Genomic DNA, 26,470 nt, shown 5'->3' with positions numbered 1-26,470 from the left:
GGCGAAGATACTATTTCTACCTTCATCTTTCTAGGAATCTATTCATTTCGGCTAAGCTTAGATCAGCAGGTTTTTTACCCGTCTCCTTGCAATAGTTAAATAATGCCCTTACTTTTATTCTTGGTTCCTTCGGATCACGTGGAATTACATATACTCCATCCAAAAAAGCATTATCAAAATTATTTATTTCATCATTTATTTTATTCTTATCTCTTTTTACTTTATATAACCTGAGCAATCTCCATACAATAAGGAAACACACCGTATAACCCAACGCTATGCTAGTAATCCTCATGCTATCCACCTCTAACTTTGTTATTCTCAATCCACTTCTGAAACTACTAGCACTATAAATATAGAATATAACTTGTATGCTTAAATTACTTTTTAACTTTTTAGTTAGAAAGCCACTCTAACTCCCTTTTTCAAAAAAAACAATCTAGTAAAGGAGCAACTTTCGTATGCCACTCGGTAAAGAAATAAATCAAAACCTAATCAAGAATTCTAAGAAGACTGCAGCCAAACATCAGAGGTTCATAGAAAGCCTCAATTGCTTTTATCTCAATAAGAGAGAAAAAGAGTATCAACAAAACCAACTTGAAATGTCACAGCTTTTACAAGATTTAGATAGTAGACAATAACAATAGTGAATCTGTGGCAAAGTTTGGCCTTTAAAACTTTTTGGTTAAAAAGAATTTATAAATGAAATCAAATCTAATTTGAAAGGGACAATACTTTTATGAAAATATATTTAGAATGGGAAGCAGCGAAAAAACTTAGTTTGAGTATCAGCACTATCCAACGTATGTGTGAAACTGGCAGGCTAAAGGGCTGCCACAAAATTGACGACACTTGGCAAATACCTCAAGATAACTTCATTACTAACGAAGCACATGATATTAAGGCAAAAAGGTTTGTGCGGTATCTTGATAGAAAGAATAGTCTCAACGATAATATAGATGAGTTTAATTTATGAACATGCAGAAGGGACCAGTACACATGGCTAGTCCCTTCTTCATTCCATATTGTGATCTTCGTAAGTAACAGATATCCGCTGCTCCTTCATATCTGCCACTTGTTCATTAAATGTATTTACAGCTTTGTTTATCTTCTTGTTAATATCCTCACAGAGTTCCTCATCATGATTCATTCGATCATTTGTTTCCTTCTTCATCGCATCAATGATTTTACCTTTTTGATCTTCGCTAATGATTATCTTGTTAACATAGGAGTAGAAACGTTCATCATTTTCTCTAATCCCATCAATCGGAGTGTTTAAAGACTTTTTCTTGTCGGAGTAATCCTTATTAGGGATTAGCTGTTCTGTAGCTTGGAATGTGCGTTTCTTTCCCATTTAGAACCTCCTTGAAAAATCAAATAGCCTGGATAAATTGTCTTCTTCGTCAAATAAATCCTCAATGGCCTTTCGGTACTTCTCTATATAAAGCTTCCCACTTTCAACCGATTTCTTCAGTTCATGAATTTCCTCATCAAAGTCATTATTCTCCAATGGGTAGAAGACTTCGTGTATTTTGATAGTCTTCATCTCTTTATTGAATGCAGGTAAGTGTCCATGCTTGGCTAATAAATCACGATAACTGTTTGGACTGGATTCCATACGATCGATCTCGTCCTGTACTTTTCGCTTTTCATCCTTATAACTATCATCCAATTCCTCTTTTACCACCTGTTCGAAATTCCGTATCTTGGTTTCTTTTTCTTCTAGGATGGGGAGGGTCTCTCGATACATGCGGAGTGCTGCGGAGATGTTCACTTTGATAGGATCGCCATTGGTTGCTGTGTAGACCATATCTGTCCCGTGATAGCTCTTTATTCCATCCGACATGGCAGCAAGTAGTTCCGGTATACCATGACTTGCTACTATGTCATGCATGCTATCCATAAACCCGCTTTCTTCCAAGCGTTTCTTAGCATCAGGAAAAGCAGTTACTAACCAAATGATGCTTCCGTACAAGCCCGAATCCGCCACATTTTGGAGAGATAGGAAGCCAGAGGTATTTGCACTGCTCTCTAAACTAGCCTCAATAACTGAAAGGTAGGATTCCCACGTTTCCAATTCATTGATTATCGCATCTTTTCCTTTCTGAGTGATGTATCCTTCTTCCTGTAGACTTCCAAAGATTGATTCCTTGTTTTCCAGAACTACTCTAAATTTGTCCAAGAGGGGAGGAACATTCTTACTTAATGCCCCCATAGTTTCATTGTACTCATCTCTATTAAACGTGCGCCAAGCCAAGAATTCCCCGACGTTATCAATGTCTTTGACATATCCCCAGTTCACCCCAAAAAGTTCTTCCACAACCCCTTTAGTACCGCCAGCATTATCTGCTTTTGCATAAGTTAAAACTATGTCTTGGATGTCTTTTATGACTTCAGGAGGGATGTCCTTTGCCAACTCTCGAATTCCTACGACATCTGGATTTGTGTCAAGAACCTCTACTTCTCCTATTTCTACTATGCCAGGAACGTACGGAGTCAACCCATTTAGGGGGTCATCTTCGGAGATGACTTGATGGATCTTGTCTGATTTGTCTTTGTAGAAATTCTTGGTAAACTGCTCCAATTTATCCGGTGGAACTGTATCACGCAGTTCATCTTTTAATTGTACCTCAAATTCTTCACGAACTGCCTTACGAAACTGCTTATCAAATTCAAACAATTCATACGCATTTACTTGCGCTCCATTCATGCCATACACTTCATCGAACGTATCAGATCCAAGTAAAGAAGTTGAGTTATTATGATGTCCTAATGAATGACCCCAAGAGATAACCTTTGTGTCTTCATCAACATTAAAATATTTCTTTGCTTCATTTACAAATGAATCCGTAGAAGACGGCTGTAATGTAGATTCACCTGCGAATACGCCTTTGGCATTAAAAGACCAGTCTGGGCCATTTGTTGAGCCTTGTGAGATAACATACATCTCTTCTTGTTTACCATCATCGACATATATAGCTGTTCCATCATATCCAGAGGATGCAAGTAGCTTATTATTCGAGTCAGATGTGTGGAATATTTTGATATCTGCATCTAATAACGAACCCGTTTCTTCCAAATAAATCTGTTTTATTTTGGACTCCATTTCCGCAGCATCCATATTCTTATATTCTTCATTGGTCAGTCTCATTGATACCGACTTATAATCGAGTATGTTTTCAGCCATTGGACTCACTTACCTTTATCATCTAGGAATTTTATGGATTTAAATACATCTATTACTTTTTCCCGTTCTTTATCTTGTAAAGAAGCACATTCATCTTTATCAATCTCTTTACTACACATAATATCTGTAAATATCTGTGTTTGTTGATCATTATCATTCCAAATAAGTGCAACCAATGTCAATGTAGATTCATCTTTTATTTCCGCAATTTCAATGTATTGATTCTCATAAACCGCTTCTAATTTTTTGAAATTCAGTTCCTCTCCAGCTCTTCTATTCATATAGTCTTTACTCCATTCAATGTCAGATACAGGGCTAAGGTAATGAATAATGTATTCATCCATTACTGCTATATCATTATTTTCATAATGGAATATAAGAGATTCATAATGATTATCTGGTTGTGCGTTACTTGTATCATCAATAACCATATCTTCAGGGAAATGAAGAGTGAATCCATTTGTCTTTGAAATCAAAGGGTAGTAACCGTCTTTAACTTGCTCAGTAGATTGCATATATTCTTTTGTGTATTCATCTTGAAATGCCGGTACATCTGGCAAGTCTTTTGGATCCATCTCAGAAGGGGAGAGGGACTCTTTTCCATTACTCATATTGCATCCTCCTAAAATCAACGTTGTGAGTATCAGAATAATTACAAATTTAAATTTCACGCAGCGGTACCTCCATAAGGTTCGGATTATTGCTGTAGTCCATAAAAATTATACAAAACACATCCAATCATTCCCAACAATAATATAAGCCTTTTGCAAAAACGGTTCTTTAGTCTTGGGGATATGGGGCAGTGTTATTTTCCTAACAAATGCTATTATCCTTCTTCCTTCACATTTAATGGAATAATCTTGCCATTAGGATACTCCTTTACCAACTTGCCATCCTTTTCGTATATGATATACGTATTATTCTTTTTTGCCTGTTCCATGGCTGCTTCCCCGGTTCTTTTTATGTACTCATCCATCCATGCATACTTCCTCTTTGGTCTATTTTTTTCCTTCATTTAACGCAGCCTCCTAATATAACAATTATTCGATGCCCTATCTCATTGCTTCTTGTATCAGCATATCTAGCTCATTCTCTATGCCTGATTAGCTATAATGTGCAAGCTAGATATTTATGTCTTTACTAACCTACACATTATAGAAACCTCTACTAAGACTAGTTAACTCACTTGTTATACTTATAAAGTATATAAACTGATACTATTGATATAACAATAGATATAAAGGAAATTAACATAGTCCATTTCTCCAAGATCTCCACACCTTTCTAAGGATATTATGCAGTGAATGATTTGTGAAATCTATCTAACATTTAACACCTCCTTATAGTAAAAGGATTTACATGTTCACATATCTGAATGTTATTTCTTTGTTAGCATGGAATACGCTATTTTACTTCCATTGACTATAGGCAAAATAAAAACAGCTCACATCCAATCAAATGTGAGCTGTTGCTGATTTATTATTAAACTGTCTATACATTTATTTTCTATAGTCATCATGTATCCTTCTTTTTTCTAAAAGTGTTCTTACATGTTTAAAATTATACATCTTAGTTCATTCTATCATTATCATCTTCATTTGAGATTAACGAATTACTATTAAACCTATCTAATTCTTTTTCAAACGTATTTCGCTTTCTGGCCTGTTCAAGCGTAATTCTAAAGTATTTCTTTGGTATTCTCCCCTCTCCTTTTTCTGACCTTATAACATCTGAATATCTCCCTTTTTCACACCAACTTCGAATAGTTTGATCTGGAACGCCCAAAATCTCAGCTACTTCAAAATCACTATAATATAAGGCATATTCCATCTCATTTTTATCCTTTTTTTCAATTGGTCTTACCTCCTATTCAAACTCGTAAAGATTAACTTAGGCATATATAGCGGATGAAATTTTGGTAAGATAGAATCATGAATTACTTTAAATTCACGGAGGGTGAAAAATGCATAAAAACGGTCAAGAAAAAACGAGAAGAAGCGCAAACTTAAAGTTAGCAGATCCAGGTAAATCGAATACTTATAAAAGAATCAAGAGAGAAAATGAAATGCTTATAAGTCATTTAAGATACTTACATGATGGTCCATTTGGAATATGGAAGTGGTTTAGGAAATAAGGAAAGCACTTATATTTAATAATAGTGTTAGAAAAGGACAGAAAAAAGTAAATCACTTCAATACCGTATTATGCCTTTTTCCTGGATTATGATTAAACTTATTACGAAAATTCAATTAGAACGAGGGTGATACATTGCAATTATAGGATGATGCAATACTTCGGAAAGAAGAAGTGCAAAAGATTATAGTCGTAATTACATAGTGAGATTTTCAAAGTTGTTAATGGACTATAACTAGAAAAAGGACCGGAATATAATCTTTAAACCGGCCTTCAAAAAGTACTTTCTAAATTGATTCAAAAGGATCTCAATTTTCCGGGTATTCTCGCTCGTACAATTAAATCTTGTGCAGTCTTATGAGAGAAACACATTTGATCGTTTATCTCCCAAATACAATCTACGATGATCGCATAGTCATTAATATCTTTTATAATTATAACTTGACCCTTTTCGAGTTTTCTATCTGTTTCAATTAATGCACCATTTATCCCATTCATACGATAACGATAAACGTTTTCAAAGTCCTCATATGTTTTATGAATTGTATGGTAGAGTAACAAAGAAATCACCACCTTCAGATTTTGCGCTGAGTTGATATCACACCTAAGAACGGTTAAACAGTTAGAACTAAGATAGAAGGTTTTACGACTTCTTTTTTTTATTCTTTGGGGAAATCCATATTTTTTACCTTGCTCAATACATCCAAGTGTAATCCTCATCACTTCTTCTTTTTTCAAACTTAGATATTTAACATCTTCTAAAGTGATTTCTTTTTCCAAATCAGCCGTATTCGAAATACCAAAATCAAAGTATTCTGTTGGTCCGTATAAATGCCCGCTACCCTCAGATAGCTTATCAGTGTAGGGTGATTGAAGTCTTTTCCAATATGCTTTATTTACTGATTCTTCATTTCTCATAACAAGCACTTGATACGGAACTAAGTCACTATTGTACAAGGTATATTCACTCTTACCCCGCTCTATGGCAACGTTCAATGCTTCTACTAGAATTTCCAAACCCTTCTTTGATGCAATAATTGAACTGTCTCCTCCAGGTTGCGGCTGAGCATAAATATTTGCTATTGTTCCATCTAGTGATTTGCTTGAAAGTGAATTTTTTACTTCACTCAATTTTTTTCACACTCCCTTAATTTTCACATCTACAATATATTCCCATATGCATTGTCGTACATAACAGTTCTGACATTTCAATTAGATATGACGGTCAAAACGCAGACCGTCATATTTTTTATTCAAGCTATTACATTTCTTCGGCTAGCCTTTCCCACTCTTCCAACTCCTTGTCAAGTTGTGGATTCGGCTTAACATCTTCGTCCTTAACAAACACAAAATCTACTAATGACTCTTCTGATTTTTTTGACACATTTGCCATCTTTCTCACCTCCTTTCAGATTTAGACTTGTATTCACAAATCTATTTCCTATAGTCGATGGCAATAAAAAACTCGTATCCTTTTTGAAGGTACGAGTTTAAGATTTCTATTAATTTATGTTGAGAGACATTCTGTATAAACATATTATCTAACCATTCCCTTATATAGATTTCCTCATCTTACTTCTGCTTATTTTGTTATTAACACAAGTTATGTAACTTCGGTAAATACTAAATCTCAATTAATTCTATAACCTCTCACACTTTACAAACCCCTTATTCTCTACTAATGGATTAATAAACAGTCCACTTACAAAAGTACCATTTTCTGATTATCCTCTTTAACATTAATATACTACTAACCTTATTGATCTTCCTCCTTCATTTGTACAATAATTTTCTCAGCATGCTTACGCTTTGATTTTATTTAGTTTAATGAGGTCAACTTCCAGACCTTGCATTTTATTTCTTATTTTTGGGGAAACCTCAACTAAATTTAGAATTCCTAATGTTTTTTCTATAATTCCTTGAGCTTGAAATTAACATTAAGACAATAATTACTTCATAACAAAGAGAAGCCAAACGTTAACACAGAGATCCCACCCGTTCTTATTATAGAAGAACACTGGTCTTCTTCTTCTTTTTTTCTTAATTGCAATTCCATATAAGATATTTTAACTTAACTAAAACTCTTCTCTCTTACTATGTACAACAATAATAAACATTTCCTAAAAAGACCCGATCCAACCCGCATTCCACCGTTCGAGTTAAAATAAAGATTTCCTACCGAACCCCCATTTTCACACTTTTTCTGTTCGAAATCGGCTGTTTTTCACCCGCTTTTCCACCTGTTTTTTCACCTTTTTCATCAGTTAAAATAAAGATCTCCGATAATGGAAGGAAGAGAAAATCGAGAAAAGACAGTCAGGACAGGGGATAATAGAAAAAAGACCCGGAAATCGGAATTGTTTATTCTACCGAAATCCAAGTCTTTTTAGGAAAAGTTTATTTTTATTGGGAAGAGTTTATTTTAGTTAGACACCTTCAACTCAATCTCCGCCACACACTCAATATGGCCAGTCTGCGGGAACATGTCCACAGGCTGCACTTGCTTTGTCTCAAATCCGCCGTCTTCCAGGAAGCGAAGGTCGCGAGCAAGCGTGCTTGGGTTACAGCTGACGTACACAATACGTTTTGGTTTCATGTCGATCATGGCTTGTAACAGATCTTCGTCACAGCCTTTGCGTGGTGGGTCGACGACGATGACGTCTGGATTGAGACCTTGGGCTTTCCACCATGGCATGACTTCTTCGGCTTTGCCGACGTAAAATTCGGCGTTGTCCATGTGGTTTAGCCTGGCATTCATTTTAGCGTCTGATACCGCTTGCGGCACGATTTCGACACCATAGACTTTCTTCGCTTTTTGGGCTAGGAACAAGGAGATTGTACCAATGCCGGAGTAAGCGTCGATGACTGTTTCATTGCCGCTTAAGTTGGCATATTTCAATGCTTGGTCATACAATACCTTCGTTTGAGCCGGATTGACTTGGTAGAAGGATTGAGCCGAGATAGCGAATTTGATATCTCCGATTGTATCGTAGATGTATTCTTCGCCCCATAGAAGCTTTGTCTTGCGCCCAAGGATGACGTTTGTGCGTTCTTTGTTGATGTTCTGCACAATCGATTTGATTTGCGGGTATGTCTCATGCAGCTCGGCAACGAGTTCCTTCGCATAAGGCAGTTCATTTGTACGAGTGACGAGTACGATCATCGTTTCATTCGTCTGCTGGCCGGTGCGGACCATAATGTGGCGCAGCACACCACGATGTGTTTCTTCGTTATAAGCTGGGATGCCAAGACGACTGGCGATACGGCGAACCGCTTCTACCATCCGGTCATTCACTTCATCCTGGATGACGCATGTTTCCATGTTCTCGATGATGTCATGGCTGCGTTTGCGATAAAAGCCAGTGATCATCTCACCGTTCCGTTCTGCAGTCGGAATCTGGATTTTGTTCCGGTAACGCCAAGGATCGTCCATTCCCAGTGCTGGATGGACTGGTACATGCTCTAGATGGCCGATTTTCTTCATGGCATTCTGGACTTGCTTCTGCTTCATCTCCAGCTGCAGCTGATAGCTCATATGCTGCAGCTGGCAGCCGCCGCACTGGATATAAACATCACATGGCGGTTCCACTCGGGCTGGGCTGGGCTTGGTTACTTCAAGCAGCTTACCGAAGCCGAAATTCTTCTTTGTCTTGATTACTTTCACTTGGGCTGTCTCACCTGGCAGTGCATATGGTACAAACAAAGGATAGCCGTCAACTTTACCGACACCATCCCCATCATGGGTCAAGTCTTCGAAAGTCAGCTCGATTGTTTGATTCTTTTCAACTGGTGGCGCTAATTTTGCCATTTTCATCGTCCTTTTTGTTTTTGCTTTCAAGATTGTATCACATTGTGGCGGAAATCAGAAATCCGGGTCTATTGCCCGGGAAATATGTCGAAAAAAGAAACAAGACAGCTTAGTCAACTAAGCTATCTTGTTTCTGGATGAAATCTTCTGTTACAAAGTATTCAATATGCTGATGCAGATTGACGAATTCACCTGGCAGTAACCCGCCGTATTCGCCATCGATATTCAGCTGCATTTTATCCGCTGGTTTTACCTTGATCCGATTCGCTCTTGTATAGAAGATAAGATCATGGTCCAAGTGTGCTCCTCGAATTGCCAAAGAAGCGATGCGGATGAATTCGGCTATATTGGTTTTTCTTAAGATGACCAAATCAAACAAGCCGTCATTAACAAGTGCATCTGGTGCCAACTTCTCGAAACCGCCGACAGAATTCGTGTTGGATACGAGGAATAACATGATTTCATCCTCGAACCATTTGCCATCATACTCGATCTCTACCTTGATTGGCCTTAATGACGGCAGCATTTCGATGCCTTTCAAATAATAAGCCATTTGACCAAGCATCGTCTTTGTTTTACTTGGTACATCGTAGGTAAGCTCGGTCAGCTTCCCGCCGCCAGCGATATTCATGAAGTAATGATCATTGACCTTCCCGATATCAAGCTTGCGTGTTCTTCCTTCCACGATGATTTCCGCTGCGCGCTTGATATTGCGCGGAATGAATAGTGCACGAGCCAAATCATTCGTCGTACCGACCGGAATGATGCCGAGCTTCGGCCGGTTTGGCTGTTCAGCCATTCCTGAGACGACTTCGTTGACAGTACCGTCCCCGCCGCATGCAACGACTAGATCATAGCCCCGCTCTACCGCCAAGCGTGCTGCTGCCGTTGCATCTCCTTCACATGTGGTCGCATGCGCCGAAGTTTCATAGCCTGCCTTTTCAAAGATTTCTAATACATCCGGGAGTTCCCGTCTAAACGCTTCTTTACCTGAAGTGGGATTATAAATGATCCGTGCGCGTTTCATCTGTATTGCCTCCTACCAAACCTTACGTTCACATAGTCCAAGTCTTATCATAGCTTTTTTTTCCTATTTTGAAAAGGTCTTTGCCCGCTCCAGGAAGCTTATCTCCTATCAGTATAGGAAAATCAAGCCTATTTTAATCCGGATTCAGGAAATTACCTGTTCTTTTTGCCAAGCCCTGAAACCTAATGAAATGACTGCTGCTCATGCTTTACTTCCAATGGTGTACTCCATTCGATTCACCCAATCATTTATGGAAGCTTGAAAAATATCCGGCTGTTCAATCTGTAAATTATGTCCGGCTGAATCAAGGACAGCAAATGAGCCTTCTGGGAACAACTCCATAGTGGCCAATGCATCTTTATATCCGACCACATCGTCTTGTCTACCCATCAGAATAACAGCAGGAGAACGGAAAACAGACTTGTCTATATCGAATGAAAATGCGTATCGTTGCTTTACTTTATCCAAAAACTCCGCATCACTAACTGCACAGCCGCTCACTATTTCTTTGTTATATCGTTCCCATGTATGGGAGTTGAGGATCACGTTATTTGAGCGGAAGTCATCCCATTCCTCGGCAGTAAGACGGGCTTTGAGTTCATTATCTTCCTGCCGCACAATATGCTGCTCCACGGTCCTCTCGCTAAAGTTTGGTTTAATGACCGGACAAATTAACGCAGCTCCAAGTATTTTCTCAGGCTCCCGTTCCAGCAGCCCTCTTGTCAAATAGCCCCCATATGATTCGCCCGCAACAGCATATGCTTGATTCGGTATGATGGTATGGATGAAGCTAGCTACCTTTTCCAACATCTCGTCTGAACTGCTTATCCGCTGATAGTGTTTCGTCTTACCCATTCCCGGCAAATCCAGATAAATCCGGCGCCACCCTTTTTTATTTTGAAAAATAGGCTCCATACAGCCGCTCATCAAGCGATGATCAGGCGAGTAGCCATGGATCATGATGATAGGTGTTCCCTCTCCAGCTTCTTCATAATAGATTTCTGTGTCTCCAACTCTGCAGTATGGCATAATTCTACCTCTTTTCTGAACGAACACTACTGTTTCCGCCAATATTAGGACTGTCTTTCTTCTCGGCGAACTATCAATCATCCACTAATTTGATTGGATTGTTTTTATATCCTTACTTCTTTTTCAATCGAAAACCAGCTGTGAGCGCAATTGCAAAAATCAAACCGGTGATTACTTGTTTGTAATCTAGCTCACTTGTATGTAATAAAACCTGCAACCCTTTTATAAAAGCGGCGGTAAGAAGGAATATAGTAAGCAAACCTAAGGAGCCAACACGAATATATCTCGGAATGCTAATCCACCACTCCAATAGTTTATTCTTCATTCTCATATCCCTTATTTCTAAGTAAGCCGTCTTTCCTTAAATGACGATTAGGCAGATTATCGTTATGCTTCATATCTCTTCTCTAACTTCTGTTGATGTGCATGGAATACATCCTCCAATGCAATATCATAGGTGTTAGCCAAAACAATGATATTACCGAGCACATCGCCAAGTTCCTCTGTCAATTCCTGCTTCTTCTCCGCGTAAGAAACCTCTGTCTCATCTGGCCGATTCCTGCCGATTTCCATCGCTCGTATGGCACGTGCTACCTCTCCTGTCTCTTCAGCAAGAAAGCCAATCCGGATAAAACTATCCAGCTGTGACCAGCCTCTCTTTTCATAATAGTCCTTCACCCATTCCTGGAATGCCTGAATTTCCATTTTTCCGCCTCCTTTTCTAATAGTCTATCAAACATCGCAGTGTTTAGGAGGCGGTATCAAAAACTTCAATGCATAAAAAAAGACCCTGCCATCAGGCAGGATCTTTAGCAGTTACCGTTTATTCATTTCCGCAATCAGGATTTTATTAACCATCGGCGGGTTGGCTTGACCTTTCGTCTGTTTCATGACTTGGCCGACCAGGAAGCCGAGAGCACGGTCTTTCCCATTCTTGAAGTCAATGACAGATTGTTCATTCTGATCAAGGATGGCTGTGATGATGTCAGTCAGCTGGCCTTCATCGGAGATTTGGACAAGGCCTTTATCTTTGACGATTTGTTCTGGATCGCCACCGTTCTCGACAAGCTCAGCGAATACTTTCTTCGCCATCTTGGAGGAAAGGGTGCCGTCTTCGATCAATGTGATCATTTTCGCCAGTCCTTCAGGTGTCAAAGCAATATCAGCAAGGTCCTTCTGCTGCTTGTTCAGATAAGCAGAAACCTCACCCATCAGCCAGTTGGAAGCTGCTTTGGCATCCGCACCAGCTTTCAAAGTTGCCTCGAAGAAATCGGACATCTCCACGCTTAGTGTCAATACCATTGCATCGTATGCCGGCAAGCCAAGCTCGTTCACGTATCGTGCTTTACGAGCATCCGGAAGCTCAGGAATGGATGCACGGATGCGTTCTTTCCAAGCGTCGTCGATGTATAGAGGTACAAGGTCAGGCTCTGGGAAGTAACGGTAATCGTCAGATCCCTCTTTGACACGCATTAGGATTGTCTCTTTGGTAGACTCATCATAACGACGTGTTTCCTGCAGGATTTCTCCTCCAGCAAGCAAGACCTTCTGCTGGCGTTTTTCTTCGAACTCCAGACCTTTTTGAACGAAAGCGAAACTGTTCAAGTTCTTCAGCTCAGCTTTTGTCCCGAATTTCTCCTGTCCGATTGGACGAAGGGAAATGTTGGCGTCACAGCGCAGGGATCCTTCTTCCATTTTCACATCCGATACGCCTGTGTATTGGATGATGTTACGAAGCTTCTCCAAATATGCGTATGCTTCAGCCGGCGTACGAAGATCTGGCTCGGAAACGATCTCGATCAATGGTGTTCCCTGACGGTTGTAGTCGACAAGGGAGTAGCCGTCGCCTGTGTGAGACAGTTTACCGGCATCTTCTTCCATATGGATGCGTGTGATACCGATTTTCTTTGTATAACCATCCACTTCGATTTCAATCCAGCCATTCTCACCGATCGGCTGATCGAATTGAGAGATCTGGTACGCTTTCGGGTTATCCGGATAGAAGTAGTTCTTCCGGTCGAATTTTGTATGCGTAGCGATTTCACAGTTAAGCGCCATCGCTGCTTTCATTGCAAAGTTTACTGCTTCTTTATTCAAGACGGGAAGCACACCTGGGTAGCCAAGGTCGATCGGGTTGGTGTTTTCATTTGGTTCGGCACCGAATGCATTTGGGCTCGGGCTGAAGATTTTGGATTTCGTTTTCAGCTCCACGTGTACTTCGAGTCCGATGATAGTTTCGAAATTCATCCTTTTACGCCTCCCAATGCCGGTTTCTGTTTGTGATGATCTGTCGCTTGCTCGAATGCATAAGCAGCGCGGTAGATCGTCGCCTCGTCAAAGTGCTTACCGATGATTTGCAGACCGATCGGAAGACCTTCGCTTGAGAATCCGCAAGGCAGGGAGATTCCTGGAACGCCTGCAAGGTTTACAGGGATCGTCAGGATATCGGTAGCGTACATTGTCAATGGATCTTCTACTTTTTCGCCAACTTTGAAAGCTGGAGTCGGAGTCGTTGGTCCAACGATGACATCATAGTCCTCGAACACTTTATCAAAGTCATTTTTGATCAATGTACGTGCTTTTTGGGCTTTTTTGTAGTACGCATCATAATAGCCGGAGCTAAGAGCGAACGTACCAAGCATGATGCGGCGTTTTACTTCCTCACCGAAACCATCGCGGCGGGAATATTTGAATACATCGATCATGTTTTCCGCTTGCGTGGAGCGAACACCATAACGGACGCCGTCAAAACGCGCCAAGTTAGCAGATGCTTCCGAAGAAGATAGCAAGTAGTAAGCTGCTACTGCATAACGGGAATGCGGCAGGGAAACTTCTTCCCAAGTTGCGCCAAGATCTTCATATACTTTCAATGCAGCTTTGATGGATTCACGAACTTCATCAGAAACACCTTCACCAAGATACTCGGAAGGTACGGCAATGCGCAAACCTTTGACATCCTGCTTCAAAGCTTCTGTGTAGTCAGGAATTTCAACGTCTGCACTTGTGGAGTCCATTTCATCATGACCTACGATTGCTTGCAGCAAGTGCGCGTTATCTTCAACTGTGCGAGTCATCGGACCAATTTGGTCAAGGGAAGATGCGAATGCAACAAGACCAAAACGGGATACAAGACCGTATGTAGGCTTCAATCCGACAACGCCACAGAATGCTGCTGGTTCACGAATGGAACCGCCTGTATCGGAACCCAAGGAGAAAAAGACTTCCCCTGCAGCTACAGCCGCTGCAGACGCACCGCTGGATCCACCTGGAACATAATCTGTGTTCCAAGGGTTGCGTGTCGTGAAGTAAGCGGAATTCTCATTAGAGGAACCCATCGCGAATTCATCCATGTTCAGCTTACCGATTGTGACAGTTTTCTTGTCCTTCAGCTTGGAAACGACCGTTGCATCGTAAAGCGGATCCGTGAAATTATCAAGGAACTTACTCGCACAAGTGGTACGAAGACCTTTTGTTACGATATTATCCTTAATACCGATCGGCATACCGAATAGCGGGTTGTCGCTGGCCTGCTCGTCCAATTCCTTCGCAGCTGCACGCGCATTCTCTTCATCAAGCGTCAAGAAAGCCTTCACTTCATCGTCTACTTCCTTGATACGCGCATAGGAAGCATCCACGAGATCCGTTACCGTGATCTCTTTGTTATGTAGCTTTTCCTGTAATTCTTTCAATGTATAATCAAACAAAGACATAATCTTCCTCCTCAGTCCAAAATCGACGGCACACGGAACTGGCCATTCTTCTGATCCGGTGCATTTTTCAATGCATCCTCCCGGTCGATCCACTTGCGCGGTTCATCCTCACGCATGACATTCTTCAAATCAAGCACGTGTGTCGTAGGTTCCACATTATCCGTATCAAGCTCATTCAAAAGCTCGGCATACCCAATAATCGCATCAAGTTCCTTCGTCATTTTCTCTGCTTCTTCATCAGTGATTGCAAGACGCGCCAAATGCGCTACGTGCAACACCTGTTCTTTCGTAATCTCTGACATACTGTCACCTCCGGAATTCACCTTACATGTATATAAAAATGATCATAGCAAAAGGAGCTGCCGTAAAGCAACCAGACTATAACATATAACTATTTTAGCACCTTTTGACCGCCAAACAAAGCCAAGCACGATAAAAAGAAAAAGCCCGCCTTATCTGAAGATAAAGCGGACGATTGAGGGTCTTACTTAAGGGAAATAGTACATGGTATATATATTCGGCGAAGGAGTGGATTCTCCTTCTTGGTAAAAGAAAAAATAGAAATCGACTCTATTTTTAAAATGCTCCTGGTTGTAAATCATTTGCAACTAATAATTTACTGTGAGAGAAAGCACCTGGCTGTAAATCTAAGACAGTTTGGTTTTTAGCTGAGAATGCACCTGGCTGCAAGTCCAACAGTTCGGATTTGTTTCCGCTGCTAAATATTAGGCCGATACTTAATACAACCGCCGTAATTGCAACTCCAACAATTTTTTTCATCCGTGTTCCTCCTACAGATTTAATAAATCTTGGTAATACTTATTTGCCATTTTATAGAAGAGAGAAGCATTCTTATATTTTTTTATTTCCTCATATTTTTCTGCGATCATGTTAGAGTAGATTATTACGTTAATATTATCTTCTTGTTCTACTAGATGAGGTAACAATTGATTAGTGATAGTATTCTCAAGATGCTCAAAGTTATCATCAAGGGCTGCTTGAAAAATTTCTATCTCCCATCTTATAACTTTGCTTCCCAAGTTTTGTTTCTCCATTATTTCTTGAGCTTGGTTAATTAAGCATTGAGCTTCGTTAAGTTTACCAGTTATATAATATTCCCTAATCAGTGATGTAACTGTAGTCAAATTAAAGCTCATCTGCATATTATTCATATCAAATGCTGCTTTATAATATTTGATTGCTTCTTCCGATTGACCTGCACGAGAATGTAAATAACCTAAGTTATGATTTGTCAGTTGAATAATGTCATTTTCATCAGTTATTTCACCAAGGTGTTTAGCTAAATTATATTGCTTGATTGCCATATCATGCATATGCAACCTTCTATATGCAATTCCTAGCACTATATGACATTGTGCACAACGCACGAAATTATAATTTTCTCGAAATACTGAAAGAGCTTTTTGGCCATACTCTAGTGCATTTAAATCATTTACCAGTTTACTATGAAGTACCGCCAATAGATAATGAATATCTGCAACCTCTTTGTCTTGAAGCTCGATAGACTCCATTATCGATTCAGCATTTTCGTAGTATGTGATTGCCTTAGAGTATTCCTCTGTCACTGTATGATTATAATTCCCTAAAAACTTATACCAATAAAACAAATGAATAGGCTCAAAAGTATTGTGCAAAGGTTCCAGACGTTCAATCTGTTCTTTTGCTTCTTTTACTCTGCCTTCTACCAAAAAAAACCTGATCTTCTGAATTTCGAACAACATCTCATGATCAGAATTATTCGCTTTGAACAGTGTTTGGAGTTCCTCGAATCGTTGTCTTCTTTCGTCGGCATTGTGCACTTCATACAACATGCCGTACCATTCTTCTGCCTTCTCCTTGATCATATCCTCGTTTTCTGCATTGAGCTGAATATCGAGCCTTTCGCATAATAATGCGATGACTTCCGGGCTGGCGTCAGTTTTTTGGTTTTCGATTTTGGACAGATAGGATTCTGAAACAATCCCCGCTGCTAGGTCTTCTTGCGTCATATTTTGCTTGATTCTATGTAGTTTAATTAAAGGGCCGATTTCCATTTGGGCTACACCTCGAAACATGTTTATTTCTTTCTGCGTAAGAGCTTGTGCCCAAGACCATTTCCAGGATGTGTTCCTGCTTTCATTCTAACACATCCCGGCTTTAAGTATATTGGGAAAGTAGGGATTAAAGAGTATGCTTCTGTACCTATTTCCCAATATCACTTTCCTAGTCTTGTCTTGAAATGTGAATTTTTGTCTCTTTTTGTATGGCTGCTTTAATTAAGGATGTAAACTTCCGGTTCTTTTGCGTCTTGCTCCCTCGTAATGATTGCTTCTGTCTTATCATTGGAGGTGATGTTGATTTCCAGATCATAGTAGTTCGGGAAGATGTCCATGATCTGACTGTAGGCATATTGCGTGAAAGCGACCACTTCGGCGTTCCCTTCGAATTGGATCGGGATTTCAATGGTAAGTTTTTTCAGCTCATCGTTCTGATAAAAACCTCTGCCGACCATGCCTGTGTAATTCGGGAAGAAGCTGGATACCTTCGTTTCGAAAGCGGATATATATTGGCTTTCATCCGGGTGATCCTTTTCTGCTGCATCGGATGGGAACAGGACATTCTTTTCATTGATCTTATCCCAGTCCCCGACTGAACTGCTGCCTTTTTCCACTGTTGTCTCCGCAACGAAGTTACCTGGGACAACCGATTCCTTCTTGGCTTCCTGATAAACGGCGATGTGGATCGGAACATCGGTCAAGCCGTCCATCCCCCGCATTCTTTCGACGATCTTCTTGGCCATTTCATTTGCTTGCGCAAGCATCTCATCCTTCGGGATATCCTCACGATATGGTCCTTTGCCGCCAGTCGTGAACTGGTATTCCGACTTCATCGCAAGGGCGATGGATACACCGCCCAGTGTGATATCACCGTCGTCATTTTCGACCATATAATCCTGTTCCAGGATGTGGGAAAGATATTTCGGATTATCGCGGAAGTCCTTCTCGGAAGCTTTGTCTTCATTCAGCTCCGGATTCAGTCCAAGTTCCTTTGCTTTTTCCTCCTTGCTGGTTTTCCCCTTATCGTCTTTCTGTGCTTTGGCGTAACGGCCGATCCAGCTGTAAAGCGTATCACTATCAAGCATTTGTCCTTCACGGAAATAGTAATCATCCGGACTGAAGACATCCTTCGAATGATTTCGCAGTCCTTCTTCGACTTCATCGATATCCAAACGGTTGGCGATCTGGTTGACGATCACGCCACGGGCCGCACTTGTCTCATAGTTGACGACACCCTTGGATTTTCCGCTCTCATAAGGAAGCAATACTTTGTATTCTTCATCGGAGAAATTGTAGCTGGAAACAACGGATGTTTTTTCCCCACCATCTGCCGTTTCCTGCTTGACCTCTTCTTCCCCGCCGCCAGACGGACCACAGCTTGCCAGCAATATGAGTGCCCCTATACTAAGAACACCTGCTAATTTCTTCATGTGTTTCTCCTCTCTATTCCTGTAACGCTTCGATCAAACGTGCTTCATCCCATATTTCAATGCCAAGCTTCTCTGCTTTTTCATATTTCGAACCAGCATCCTCGCCGGCAATCAATAAATCTGTTTTTTTGCTGACACTGCCCGTGACAATGCCGCCAAGCGCTTCAATTTTCTCTTTCGCCTGCGGACGTGTGAGAGCCTCCATTTTCCCTGTCAAGACAACCGTCTTACCGCTGAAAATACTGTCAGAAGTCACTTCCTGCGGCTTGATGCCTTTGTAGGTCATATTGACGCCCACTGCCTTCAGCTCTTCAATCAGCTGTATCACCTTATCTTCTTGGAAATGCTGATAAATGGAGTCAGCCATTTTTTCCCCGATTTCATCGATTGCGACAAGCTCCTCCACGGATGCTTGCTGTAATTTATCTATCGTTTCAAAAGCTTGCGCCAATGTCTTCGCAGCTTTGGCACCGACAAAACGGATCCCTAAACCGAACAGCAAGCGCTCCAGTGAATTTTCCTTGGACGCTTCGATTGATTTGAGCAGATTATCTGCCGATTTCTCGCCCATCCGCTCAAGATCCAGTAAAGCATCGCGATCCAGCTTGTACAAATCGTCAATTGTATGCACTAGTTCAGCACGATACAGCTGGATGATGACCTTCTCTCCAAGTCCATCGATATTCATGGCGTTACGGGAGACAAAGTGAATCAATCCTTCGACAAGCTGCGCCGGGCAGTTCGGATTGATGCAGCGAAGCGCTACTTCCTCTTCCAGACGGACAGTTTCACTGCCGCATTCCGGACAGTGCTCCGGCATATGGAATTCCTGTTCTTTTCCGGTACGTGCATCTGTCACGACACGGACGACTTCCGGGATAATGTCACCGGCTTTTTTGATGACAACCGTATCCCCGATCCGAATATCCTTTTCACGAATCAGGTCTTCATTATGCAAAGTAGCCCGCTGTACTGTCGTGCCGGCCACCCGCACTGGCTCCAGCAATGCTGTCGGAGTGATGACACCAGTACGTCCGACATTCAGCTCGATATCGTGGAGCTTCGTCGTCACTTCTTCAGCCGGGAATTTGTACGCAATCGCCCAACGCGGTGTACGGGCGGTGAAGCCAAGTTCATCCTGCTGCTCCCGCTTGTCCACCTTGATGACGATGCCGTCGATTTCATAGTTCAGTTCCCGGCGTTTGGCACTCCATTCCTCGACATATGCCAGCACTTCCTCGATTGTTTGGCAGCGGCGGCGTTCCTTATTCGTCTTAAAACCCAACTGCTCCAAGTAGTCGAGCAATCCGCTATGGGAATCCAGATTATTGGTTTCCCATTGGCCAGAACCGTATAGGAAGATGTCCAGATTACGACTGGCAGCAATCTTCGGATCAAGCTGACGCAATGACCCTGCGGCTGCATTACGCGGATTGGCAAAAGGGGCTTCGCCGTTTTCTTCCTTTTGTGCATTAAGTGCTGCAAAAGATTTCTGCGGCATATATGCCTCGCCGCGCACCTCGATTGCTTCTGCTAAATCAATTCGAAGCGGGATGCTGCGGATTGTCCGTAGATTTTGGGTAATGTCTTCCCCTGTTGTACCATCACCACGTGTCGCTCCTTGGACGAACTCTCCATCTTCATAACGGAGTGAAATCGCCAGGCCATCGATCTTCAGTTCACAAATATACGAGTAATCATCTGTTCCCAATCCATTTTGGACCCGCTTGTCAAAGCTTCGCAAATCCTCTTCGTTGAAGGCATTCCCAAGGGAAAGCATCGGTACGCGATGCTCCACCTTGTTGAATGCTTCAAGCGGCGTGCCGCCGACTCGCTGGGACGGTGAATCGCTTGTGACCAGATCTGGGAATTCGGCTTCAATGTCCAACAGGCGTTTCAGTGTTTGATCGTATTCATAATCGGACACCTGCGGATTATCGAGAACGTGATAATCATGATTATATTGATTGAGCTTTTTGCGTAAATCCGCAAGCTCTTGGATTGCTTCTTCTCTGTTCATGCTTGCCACCTCGGTTAAGCTTTTGTGATCGGTGCGAACGAAGCAAGCAGCCGTTTGATGCCCACTGGTGCAGGGAAGGCGATATCAAGCTCCATCGCTTCTCCTTCTCCATTGACTTTCACTACTGTTCCTTCGCCCCATTTCTTATGGACAGCCTTGTCTCCAGGGCCCCATCCAAGCGCGTCAGCTCCTGATTTTGGCTTCGGCTTACGGACCACACGCTTTTGCTCCTGTGGTTTTGGTGATTGGCGACGGCTTTGGAGTCCGAATGGATTTTGTTTGGTTTCCTGTATGCCTTCCAGCAGCTCATTCGGGATTTCACCGATAAAGCGGCTGACTGGGTTCATATTCGTCCGTCCGAACAATGTCCGCATCTTGGCATTGGTAAGGAATAGCTCCTCTTCTGCACGGGTGATGCCGACGTAAGCAAGACGGCGTTCTTCTTCCATCTCCGTTTCATCCATTTGGGAGCGGCTGTGCGGAAACACATTTTCCTCCATCCCAATCAGGAATACGACCGGAAACTCGAGTCCTTTGGCACCATGAAGTGTCATGAGGATGACTTTATCATCACTGGATGGATCATCATCCATGGAGTCGATATCCGCAATTAGCGCAAGATCCGTCAAGAATGCAAGCAGGGACTTGTCTTCATTCGTCTGCTCGAAATTCTTCGTTACTGTCTTGAACTCTTCCAAGTTCTCCAGACGGCTTTGGGATTCGATGCTTCGTTCTGCTTTCAGCATTTCTTCATAGCCCGAACCTTCCAGTACCTGCTCGACCATATCCGTTGCAGTCAGGAATTCCACCTGCTTGCCCCAGTTGCTGATCATTTTTCCGAATTCGCTCAAAGCATTGGCAGCTTTGGCGCTTACGCCAGTGAAATCAACTTCCTTAAGCGTATCAAACAAGGAAATTTCGTGCTCATTTGCATATGCTTGCAGTTTTTCGATGGACGTCTTCCCGATGCCTCGCTTCGGTTCGTTGACGACCCGCTCGAAGCTGATGTCATCATCCGGATTCGCAATCAAACGCAAGTATGCGAGCATGTCCTTGATTTCCTTGCGGTCATAGAACTTCGTGCCGCCGATCATCTGATAAGGCACGCCTGCTTTTACAAACGTTTCCTCGATGGATCGCGACTGGGCATTGGTCCGGTAAAGAATCGCGATATCACGGTAATGGCGTTTTTTCTCCATCATGACCATTTCTTCGATTTTCTCCGTCACATACAATGCTTCCTCGCGTTCGGTAGCTGCTTCATAATAACGCAGCTTTGATCCATCGATATTGTCAGTCCACAGATTTTTCGGTTTGCGACCTGTATTGTTGGCAATGACTTTGTTCGCTGCATCCAGAATCGTTTTCGTCGAGCGGTAATTCTGCTCGAGCATGACAACCTTCGCATTCGGATAATCTTTTTCGAAAGAGAGGATATTCGCGATGTCCGCTCCCCTCCATCGGTAGATGGACTGATCAGAGTCCCCAACAACACAAAGGTTTTTATAACGGGATGCTAGCTGATTCACCAAACGGTACTGCGCGTGGTTCGTATCCTGATACTCATCCACATGGATGTACTGGAAACGGCGCTGGTAGTATTGCAGCACTTCGGGCACGCGGTCAAACAGCTGGATCGTCTGCATGATCAAGTCATCGAAATCCAGCGATTGATTGCGGCGTAACGTTTTCTGATACAAATCGAATACCTCGGCCACTTTCCGCTCGTACACACTGCCGGCTTCCTTGCTGTATTGTTCCGGTGTGATCAGTTCGTTCTTGGCCGAGCTGATGGCACCAAGCATGGCCCGAGGATCATATTGCTTCGGATCCAGATTGAGCCGTTTCAGTGCTTGTTTGATCACTGACAGCTGATCGCTCGTATCGAGTATGGAAAAGTTGCTATTATATCCTATTCTGTCTATATCACGGCGTAAAATGCGCACACACATGGAGTGGAAAGTGGAAACCCAGATTTGGGACCCTTCTTCCCCGACTAGTTTATGCACACGCTCCCGCATTTCACGGGCGGCTTTGTTCGTGAAAGTAATCGCCAAGATACTGCGGGGCGATACTTCTTTCTCTCCAAGCAAATAGGCAATCCTGTTTGTCAGCACGCGTGTCTTGCCGCTTCCGGCACCTGCCATGATGAGGAGCGGTCCTTCCGTGTGCTGCACCGCTTCTGCCTGTTCTTTATTCAAACCATTTATTAAATCATTCGCCAATCGGCTCATGTTTGCACCGCCTTCATTTCTTTCCTTTTACTGCTTCCACTGTCTTCAGGGCAGCCTTTATATTATCATAGACGCTGTTTCCGACAATAATCACATCAGCATACTGCTTCATCCGGACTGCTTGCTCCGGTGAAGCGATGCCGCCTCCATAAAATAGCAATGTGTTCGAGAGCTGCTTTTTCACCTTGCCGACAAGTTCCGGATCTGCATATGCTCCGCTGTTTTCCAAATAGAATATCGGGAGCTTGTACATATGCTCCGCCATATAGGCATAAGCGATGATATCCTCTTCAGACGGCAGTTCGCATTGGGTATGTGTGAAAACCTTCGCTTCGGGATTGATGACGCAATAGCCCTCCATCATGATTTCGTCCCAATGCATCATATCCCGGTATGCCTTGACGGCTTCATGATGCAGTCCCATGATCCATTGCTTGCCTTGGCTGTTCATCACCATCGGCACATAATAAAAATCGAAACCAGGAGTAATCGAATCCATTGTGCTGATTTCCAAAATGACTGGAACTGTGTGACGGCGGATCCGCGCCAGCAGATCAAGGACACCATCCAATGTCACATCGTCTGTACCGCCGACAATGATAGCATCCGTACCGGATTCGCAAATCTTTTCCAGCTCTTCATCGCCGATTTCCTTAGCTGGATCGAGCTTGAATATATGTTGCCACTCTTTCATGTTATACACGTACGTATCCTCCATTACTTGCTTCCATAACGTTCATTATAGCAAAAATCGACTGGATAATTCAGTGGTAACAAAGAGGAAAATACGAAGACTTTACGAATGAAGAAAGCCCGGCAATCTTTTGCCAGGCTTTTGTGCATCATTGGATCCGGTCGGCAGGGAAAATCAAGCCGAACTGGATTCTTGCTTTTTCCATGATTTCCGCTACATTGAGCGCCAATTCATGCGTATTGATAGCCGATTCCCGTTTTCCGGATTGGATCAAGCTCACAAATTCCTCCACTTCATAGAACATGGGATGCTCATTATCCTGCGGGCCGCTGATAGTTTTCTCTGTACTGTCATGGTACTGGATTTTGACATCTTCAAAATGCCCGATATGATCGATGCGAATCGTCGCATCTTCTCCTTGAATTTCAGAAGGCAGCGTCGAGCTGGTGATTTTGGAATAGTAGACGATTGCTTCCATTTCTTCATATGTCAGTATGATGGTAGCTTGTCCATCGACGCCCGACTCCAGCAAAGTTCCACTTGCTTTTATCTCTTTTGGTTTGCCAAACAAAGCAACTAGCGGATATATGCAATAAATACCGATATCCATCGTTGCCCCATTACTGAGCTCCGGATTGAAGGCATTCAGGATTGTGCCTTGCCGGTAGGCATCATAACGGGAAGAATATTGGCAAAGCTGAGCTACATAGCGCCTCACTGTTCCGATTTTGTCCAAATGCTCTTTTACCGCATGGAAATTCGGCAATAATGTCGATCTCAACGCCTCCATCAGCAGCACATCATGCCGCTTTGCCGTTTCAATCAAATCCTTCACTTCTGCCGTGTTGGACGCCAGCGGCTTTTCACATAACACATGGATTCCATGCTCCATGAAAATCTTAGCCTGTCCTGCATGCAGCGCATTCGGACTTGCGATATAAACCGCATCGATTTCACCGCTCGCCGCCATTTGTTCAATGTCGGTGAACGTATGTACTGCTCCGTGCTTCTTGGCGAATTCGTCCGCCTTTTCAGCTTTTCGAGAATAAACGGTTGTCAGTTCAAAGTCCTTTACTTTCTTTCCAGCTTCCAAAAAGGATTCCGTTATCCAGTTCGTACCGATCACACCAAAGCGCACCATCCAATGTCAGCTCCCTTATTCTTCTGTTTTTTCTTCCAAACGTTCAAGTACCGTGTTATAGCCTTCGTTTCCATAATTGAGGCAGCGTTTCACCCGGGAAATCGTTGTCGTGGACGCGCTCGTTTCCTGGACGATGCTATGATATGTAGCCCCATCGCGGAGCATCTTCGCTACTTGAAGACGCTGTGTAAGCGATTGTATTTCGCTGATTGTCGCAATATCATCGAAGAAACGATAGCATTCCTCGATATCCTTCAACGAAAGGATTGCCTTGAATAATTCATCTAAATGCTCACCACGGAGCTTGTCAAGCTGCATGCAGCTTCCCTCCCATACGCACGGATGTGCTTCTTACCTTATCTTTTATCATACATCATCTTAGGGCTTTTGCGTAACACGACGCGCATTGGAATTTTTATACTAGCATAAACCCCTGTTATAACAGGAAAAACTAAGCTGGCAAAAGGAAAGGGGTGCGAAAAATGAAACCAAATATGGGGCTGATCCAAGCGATGATTCGGATTGCTGCCGGCGTCAGCATGGTCGGGTATGCAACAGCTGCACTCGTCACAAAACCAAAGCAGTTCACTGCCCATTTGGCGTTATTGGCAGGTGCAATCAAGATTGCTGAGGGTATTGTCCGATATTGCCCGAGCATGACTTTGATTAACCAATTTCGCCAGAAACAAGGATCACAAGAGGAATAAAAAAGAAGAACTGGCCTTATTCCAGTTCTTCTTCCGCTTTTATTTCCCGAATCCGATATCAGTCCGATAATGGAAGTCCGGATTATTTTTGAATAACTTGAGTCCTTTTTTGACACTTTCCACCGCGTCCGCTCGATTATGATGTACAGAACCAATGAACAGAATACGTCCACCGTTGGAAACATATCCGTCTGCCTTTTTTTCTGTCCCGGCGTGAATGCAGTATACATCATGCGGCAGCTGTGATAAGTCTGGCATTGGAAGCTGCTTGTCGTAGCTTCCTGGATAGCCGCTTGCAGCAATGACCGTTCCAGTCGCAAAAGCATCTTTCCACTTCAGCTTTGGATCGTTGCCTGCCGTGACATCCTGCATCACTTGCAGCAAATCATTCTCCAACAGCGGCAGGATGACTTGTGTTTCAGGATCACCAAAGCGGGCGTTGAATTCGATTACTTTCGGACCGTGTGTTGTTTCGATAAGACCGGCGTACAAAACACCAGTAAAAGAACGGCCTTCATTAACAAGTCCAGCTGCAGCAGGCTTTAGAATACGTTCGATCGCTTCATCAATCACTGTCTGCTGCAGATCTGGGATGGGTGCAAATGCACCCATGCCGCCTGTATTCGGTCCCTGGTCATTATCGTAAACGCGCTTATGATCACGAGCAGGCACTAGCGGATAGGCATTTTCCCCATCGACGAATGCCATTAGGGAGAATTCCTTTCCTTCAAGGAAATCCTCGATGATAACAAGGCTGCCCGCTTGGCCGAACTGGTTATCGACCAGCATGCTTTCTACGGCTTCATGTGCTTCTTCAACTGTCTGGGCAACGACAACGCCTTTACCAGCAGCAAGCCCATCCGCTTTGACAACGATTGGCGCACCTTTTTCCTCAATATAAGCTTTGGCTTTCGCTGCATCGGAAAAAGTTTCACTTGCAGCAGTCGGTATACCGTGTGTGCGCATGAACTGCTTGGCATAATCCTTGCTGCCTTCAATCAAAGCCGCTTCCTTTGTCGGACCGAAAACATTCAATCCTTCCTGCTGGAATGCATTGACGACACCTGCCAGCAAAGGAATCTCAGGTCCGACAAACGTCCAGTCGATCTGTTCTTCCTTCGCAAAATGGACAAGATCCTCCACAGCTGTTACATCAATCGGCACACAAGTGGCCAGATCGGCTATGCCGCCATTACCCGGTGCTGCGTACAATGCCGTTACTTCGGTACTTGAAGCTAGCTTTGCGACGATACTATGCTCGCGGCCGCCGCTTCCTATCACAAGAACTTTCAC

29 protein-coding genes are annotated in these 26,470 nt (G+C 42.8%); 4 read left to right on the top strand and 25 right to left on the bottom strand.

The genetic code is table 11. The annotated features are described in order from the left end of the window. Positions 1-22: 22 nt before the first annotated feature. On the bottom strand, positions 23-295 hold the full coding sequence (locus AB1K91_RS08235) for a hypothetical protein (RefSeq protein ID WP_413089297.1): 273 nt from the start codon (positions 293-295) through the stop codon (positions 23-25). Between the two features lie 166 nt (positions 296-461). Here AB1K91_RS08235 and AB1K91_RS08230 point away from each other — a divergent pair, with 166 nt between their 5' ends. Both AB1K91_RS08230 and AB1K91_RS08225 read left to right on the top strand, forming a co-directional pair. Then, positions 462-641 (top strand): hypothetical protein, encoded by a 180-nt coding sequence (locus AB1K91_RS08230; protein ID WP_413089296.1) that lies wholly within the window; start codon positions 462-464, stop codon positions 639-641. Between the two features lie 98 nt (positions 642-739). After that, on the top strand, positions 740-976 hold the full coding sequence (locus tag AB1K91_RS08225) for a helix-turn-helix domain-containing protein (RefSeq protein WP_413089295.1): 237 nt from the start codon (positions 740-742) through the stop codon (positions 974-976). 39 nt (positions 977-1,015) lie between these two features. On the opposite strand, the gene AB1K91_RS08220 is transcribed toward AB1K91_RS08225, so the two are convergent. The 5 genes from AB1K91_RS08220 to AB1K91_RS08200 form a co-directional block, all read right to left on the bottom strand. Beyond that, complete coding sequence (locus AB1K91_RS08220) at positions 1,016-1,354, bottom strand: hypothetical protein (protein ID WP_413089294.1); 339 nt, start codon at positions 1,352-1,354, stop codon at positions 1,016-1,018. Next, positions 1,355-3,187, bottom strand: coding sequence for a DUF6792 domain-containing protein (locus AB1K91_RS08215; protein WP_413089293.1), 1,833 nt, complete (start codon positions 3,185-3,187; stop codon positions 1,355-1,357). A gap of 5 nt (positions 3,188-3,192) precedes the next feature. Further along, on the bottom strand, positions 3,193-3,798 hold the full coding sequence (locus tag AB1K91_RS08210) for a hypothetical protein (protein WP_413089292.1): 606 nt from the start codon (positions 3,796-3,798) through the stop codon (positions 3,193-3,195). A 215-nt stretch (positions 3,799-4,013) separates the two neighbouring features. Next, positions 4,014-4,202, bottom strand: coding sequence for a hypothetical protein (locus AB1K91_RS08205; protein ID WP_413089291.1), 189 nt, complete (start codon positions 4,200-4,202; stop codon positions 4,014-4,016). A gap of 554 nt (positions 4,203-4,756) precedes the next feature. Beyond that, on the bottom strand, positions 4,757-5,017 hold the full coding sequence (locus AB1K91_RS08200; RefSeq protein ID WP_413089290.1) for a MerR family transcriptional regulator: 261 nt from the start codon (positions 5,015-5,017) through the stop codon (positions 4,757-4,759). A 133-nt stretch (positions 5,018-5,150) separates the two neighbouring features. On the opposite strand from AB1K91_RS08200, the gene AB1K91_RS08195 reads away from it, so the two are divergent. Further along, on the top strand, positions 5,151-5,321 hold the full coding sequence (locus tag AB1K91_RS08195; protein ID WP_413089289.1) for a hypothetical protein: 171 nt from the start codon (positions 5,151-5,153) through the stop codon (positions 5,319-5,321). A gap of 296 nt (positions 5,322-5,617) precedes the next feature. Here AB1K91_RS08195 and AB1K91_RS08190 read toward each other — a convergent pair whose 3' ends face one another. The 18 genes from AB1K91_RS08190 to AB1K91_RS08105 form a co-directional block, all read right to left on the bottom strand. After that, positions 5,618-6,451, bottom strand: coding sequence for a hypothetical protein (locus AB1K91_RS08190; protein WP_413089288.1), 834 nt, complete (start codon positions 6,449-6,451; stop codon positions 5,618-5,620). A gap of 130 nt (positions 6,452-6,581) precedes the next feature. Further along, positions 6,582-6,713, bottom strand: a complete 132-nt coding sequence (locus AB1K91_RS08185) for a hypothetical protein (RefSeq protein ID WP_413089287.1) — start codon at positions 6,711-6,713, stop codon at positions 6,582-6,584. A gap of 1,029 nt (positions 6,714-7,742) precedes the next feature. Further along, positions 7,743-9,128, bottom strand: a complete 1,386-nt coding sequence (gene rlmD, locus AB1K91_RS08180) for a 23S rRNA (uracil(1939)-C(5))-methyltransferase RlmD (protein WP_413089286.1) — start codon at positions 9,126-9,128, stop codon at positions 7,743-7,745. Positions 9,129-9,237: 109 nt separating this feature from the next. After that, entirely contained in the window at positions 9,238-10,155 is a 918-nt protein-coding gene (locus AB1K91_RS08175) for a diacylglycerol kinase (protein WP_413089285.1), read from the bottom strand. A gap of 201 nt (positions 10,156-10,356) precedes the next feature. Then, positions 10,357-11,184, bottom strand: coding sequence for an alpha/beta fold hydrolase (locus tag AB1K91_RS08170; protein WP_413089284.1), 828 nt, complete (start codon positions 11,182-11,184; stop codon positions 10,357-10,359). Positions 11,185-11,296: 112 nt separating this feature from the next. Continuing rightward, positions 11,297-11,509, bottom strand: a complete 213-nt coding sequence (locus AB1K91_RS08165; RefSeq protein ID WP_413089283.1) for a hypothetical protein — start codon at positions 11,507-11,509, stop codon at positions 11,297-11,299. A gap of 62 nt (positions 11,510-11,571) precedes the next feature. Next, positions 11,572-11,889, bottom strand: a complete 318-nt coding sequence (locus tag AB1K91_RS08160) for a MazG nucleotide pyrophosphohydrolase domain-containing protein (protein ID WP_093727352.1) — start codon at positions 11,887-11,889, stop codon at positions 11,572-11,574. 111 nt (positions 11,890-12,000) lie between these two features. Then, complete coding sequence (gene gatB, locus AB1K91_RS08155; RefSeq protein WP_413089282.1) at positions 12,001-13,431, bottom strand: Asp-tRNA(Asn)/Glu-tRNA(Gln) amidotransferase subunit GatB; 1,431 nt, start codon at positions 13,429-13,431, stop codon at positions 12,001-12,003. Then, entirely contained in the window at positions 13,428-14,894 is a 1,467-nt protein-coding gene (gatA, locus tag AB1K91_RS08150) for an Asp-tRNA(Asn)/Glu-tRNA(Gln) amidotransferase subunit GatA (RefSeq protein WP_413089281.1), read from the bottom strand. Before gatA ends, gatB begins: the two co-directional genes overlap by 4 nt. An 11-nt stretch (positions 14,895-14,905) precedes the next feature. Continuing rightward, complete coding sequence (gatC, locus tag AB1K91_RS08145) at positions 14,906-15,196, bottom strand: Asp-tRNA(Asn)/Glu-tRNA(Gln) amidotransferase subunit GatC (RefSeq protein WP_093727350.1); 291 nt, start codon at positions 15,194-15,196, stop codon at positions 14,906-14,908. 274 nt (positions 15,197-15,470) lie between these two features. After that, positions 15,471-15,674: a hypothetical protein gene (locus AB1K91_RS08140; RefSeq protein WP_413089280.1), complete on the bottom strand. Its 204-nt coding sequence runs from the start codon at positions 15,672-15,674 to the stop codon at positions 15,471-15,473. 11 nt (positions 15,675-15,685) lie between these two features. Beyond that, on the bottom strand, positions 15,686-16,948 hold the full coding sequence (locus tag AB1K91_RS08135; RefSeq protein ID WP_413089278.1) for a helix-turn-helix domain-containing protein: 1,263 nt from the start codon (positions 16,946-16,948) through the stop codon (positions 15,686-15,688). Between the two features lie 218 nt (positions 16,949-17,166). Beyond that, positions 17,167-18,381 (bottom strand): CamS family sex pheromone protein, encoded by a 1,215-nt coding sequence (locus AB1K91_RS08130; protein WP_413089277.1) that lies wholly within the window; start codon positions 18,379-18,381, stop codon positions 17,167-17,169. A 13-nt stretch (positions 18,382-18,394) separates the two neighbouring features. Further along, the gene (ligA, locus tag AB1K91_RS08125; protein ID WP_413089276.1) at positions 18,395-20,401 is read right to left on the bottom strand and encodes an NAD-dependent DNA ligase LigA; all 2,007 of its coding nucleotides are present in this window, start codon (positions 20,399-20,401) and stop codon (positions 18,395-18,397) included. Between the two features lie 14 nt (positions 20,402-20,415). Beyond that, complete coding sequence (gene pcrA / locus AB1K91_RS08120) at positions 20,416-22,635, bottom strand: DNA helicase PcrA (RefSeq protein ID WP_413089275.1); 2,220 nt, start codon at positions 22,633-22,635, stop codon at positions 20,416-20,418. 13 nt (positions 22,636-22,648) lie between these two features. Continuing rightward, complete coding sequence (pcrB, locus tag AB1K91_RS08115; protein WP_413089274.1) at positions 22,649-23,338, bottom strand: heptaprenylglyceryl phosphate synthase; 690 nt, start codon at positions 23,336-23,338, stop codon at positions 22,649-22,651. A 139-nt stretch (positions 23,339-23,477) separates the two neighbouring features. Continuing rightward, positions 23,478-24,470, bottom strand: a complete 993-nt coding sequence (locus AB1K91_RS08110; protein ID WP_413089273.1) for a Gfo/Idh/MocA family protein — start codon at positions 24,468-24,470, stop codon at positions 23,478-23,480. 15 nt (positions 24,471-24,485) lie between these two features. Then, positions 24,486-24,788 carry a YerC/YecD family TrpR-related protein gene (locus AB1K91_RS08105; protein WP_413089272.1) on the bottom strand — a complete coding sequence of 101 codons (303 nt, stop codon included), beginning with the start codon at positions 24,786-24,788 and terminating at the stop codon, positions 24,486-24,488. A 164-nt stretch (positions 24,789-24,952) separates the two neighbouring features. Here AB1K91_RS08105 and AB1K91_RS08100 point away from each other — a divergent pair, with 164 nt between their 5' ends. Further along, positions 24,953-25,177, top strand: a complete 225-nt coding sequence (locus AB1K91_RS08100; protein ID WP_413089271.1) for a YgaP family membrane protein — start codon at positions 24,953-24,955, stop codon at positions 25,175-25,177. A 39-nt stretch (positions 25,178-25,216) separates the two neighbouring features. On the opposite strand, the gene purD is transcribed toward AB1K91_RS08100, so the two are convergent. Then, positions 25,217-26,470, bottom strand: a complete 1,254-nt coding sequence (purD, locus tag AB1K91_RS08095; RefSeq protein ID WP_413089270.1) for a phosphoribosylamine--glycine ligase — start codon at positions 26,468-26,470, stop codon at positions 25,217-25,219.

Source organism: Terribacillus jepli, from assembly GCF_047228925.1.
Taxonomy (GTDB): Bacteria; Bacillota; Bacilli; order Bacillales; family Amphibacillaceae; genus Terribacillus.
This window is presented reverse-complemented; position numbering and strand designations above follow the sequence as displayed.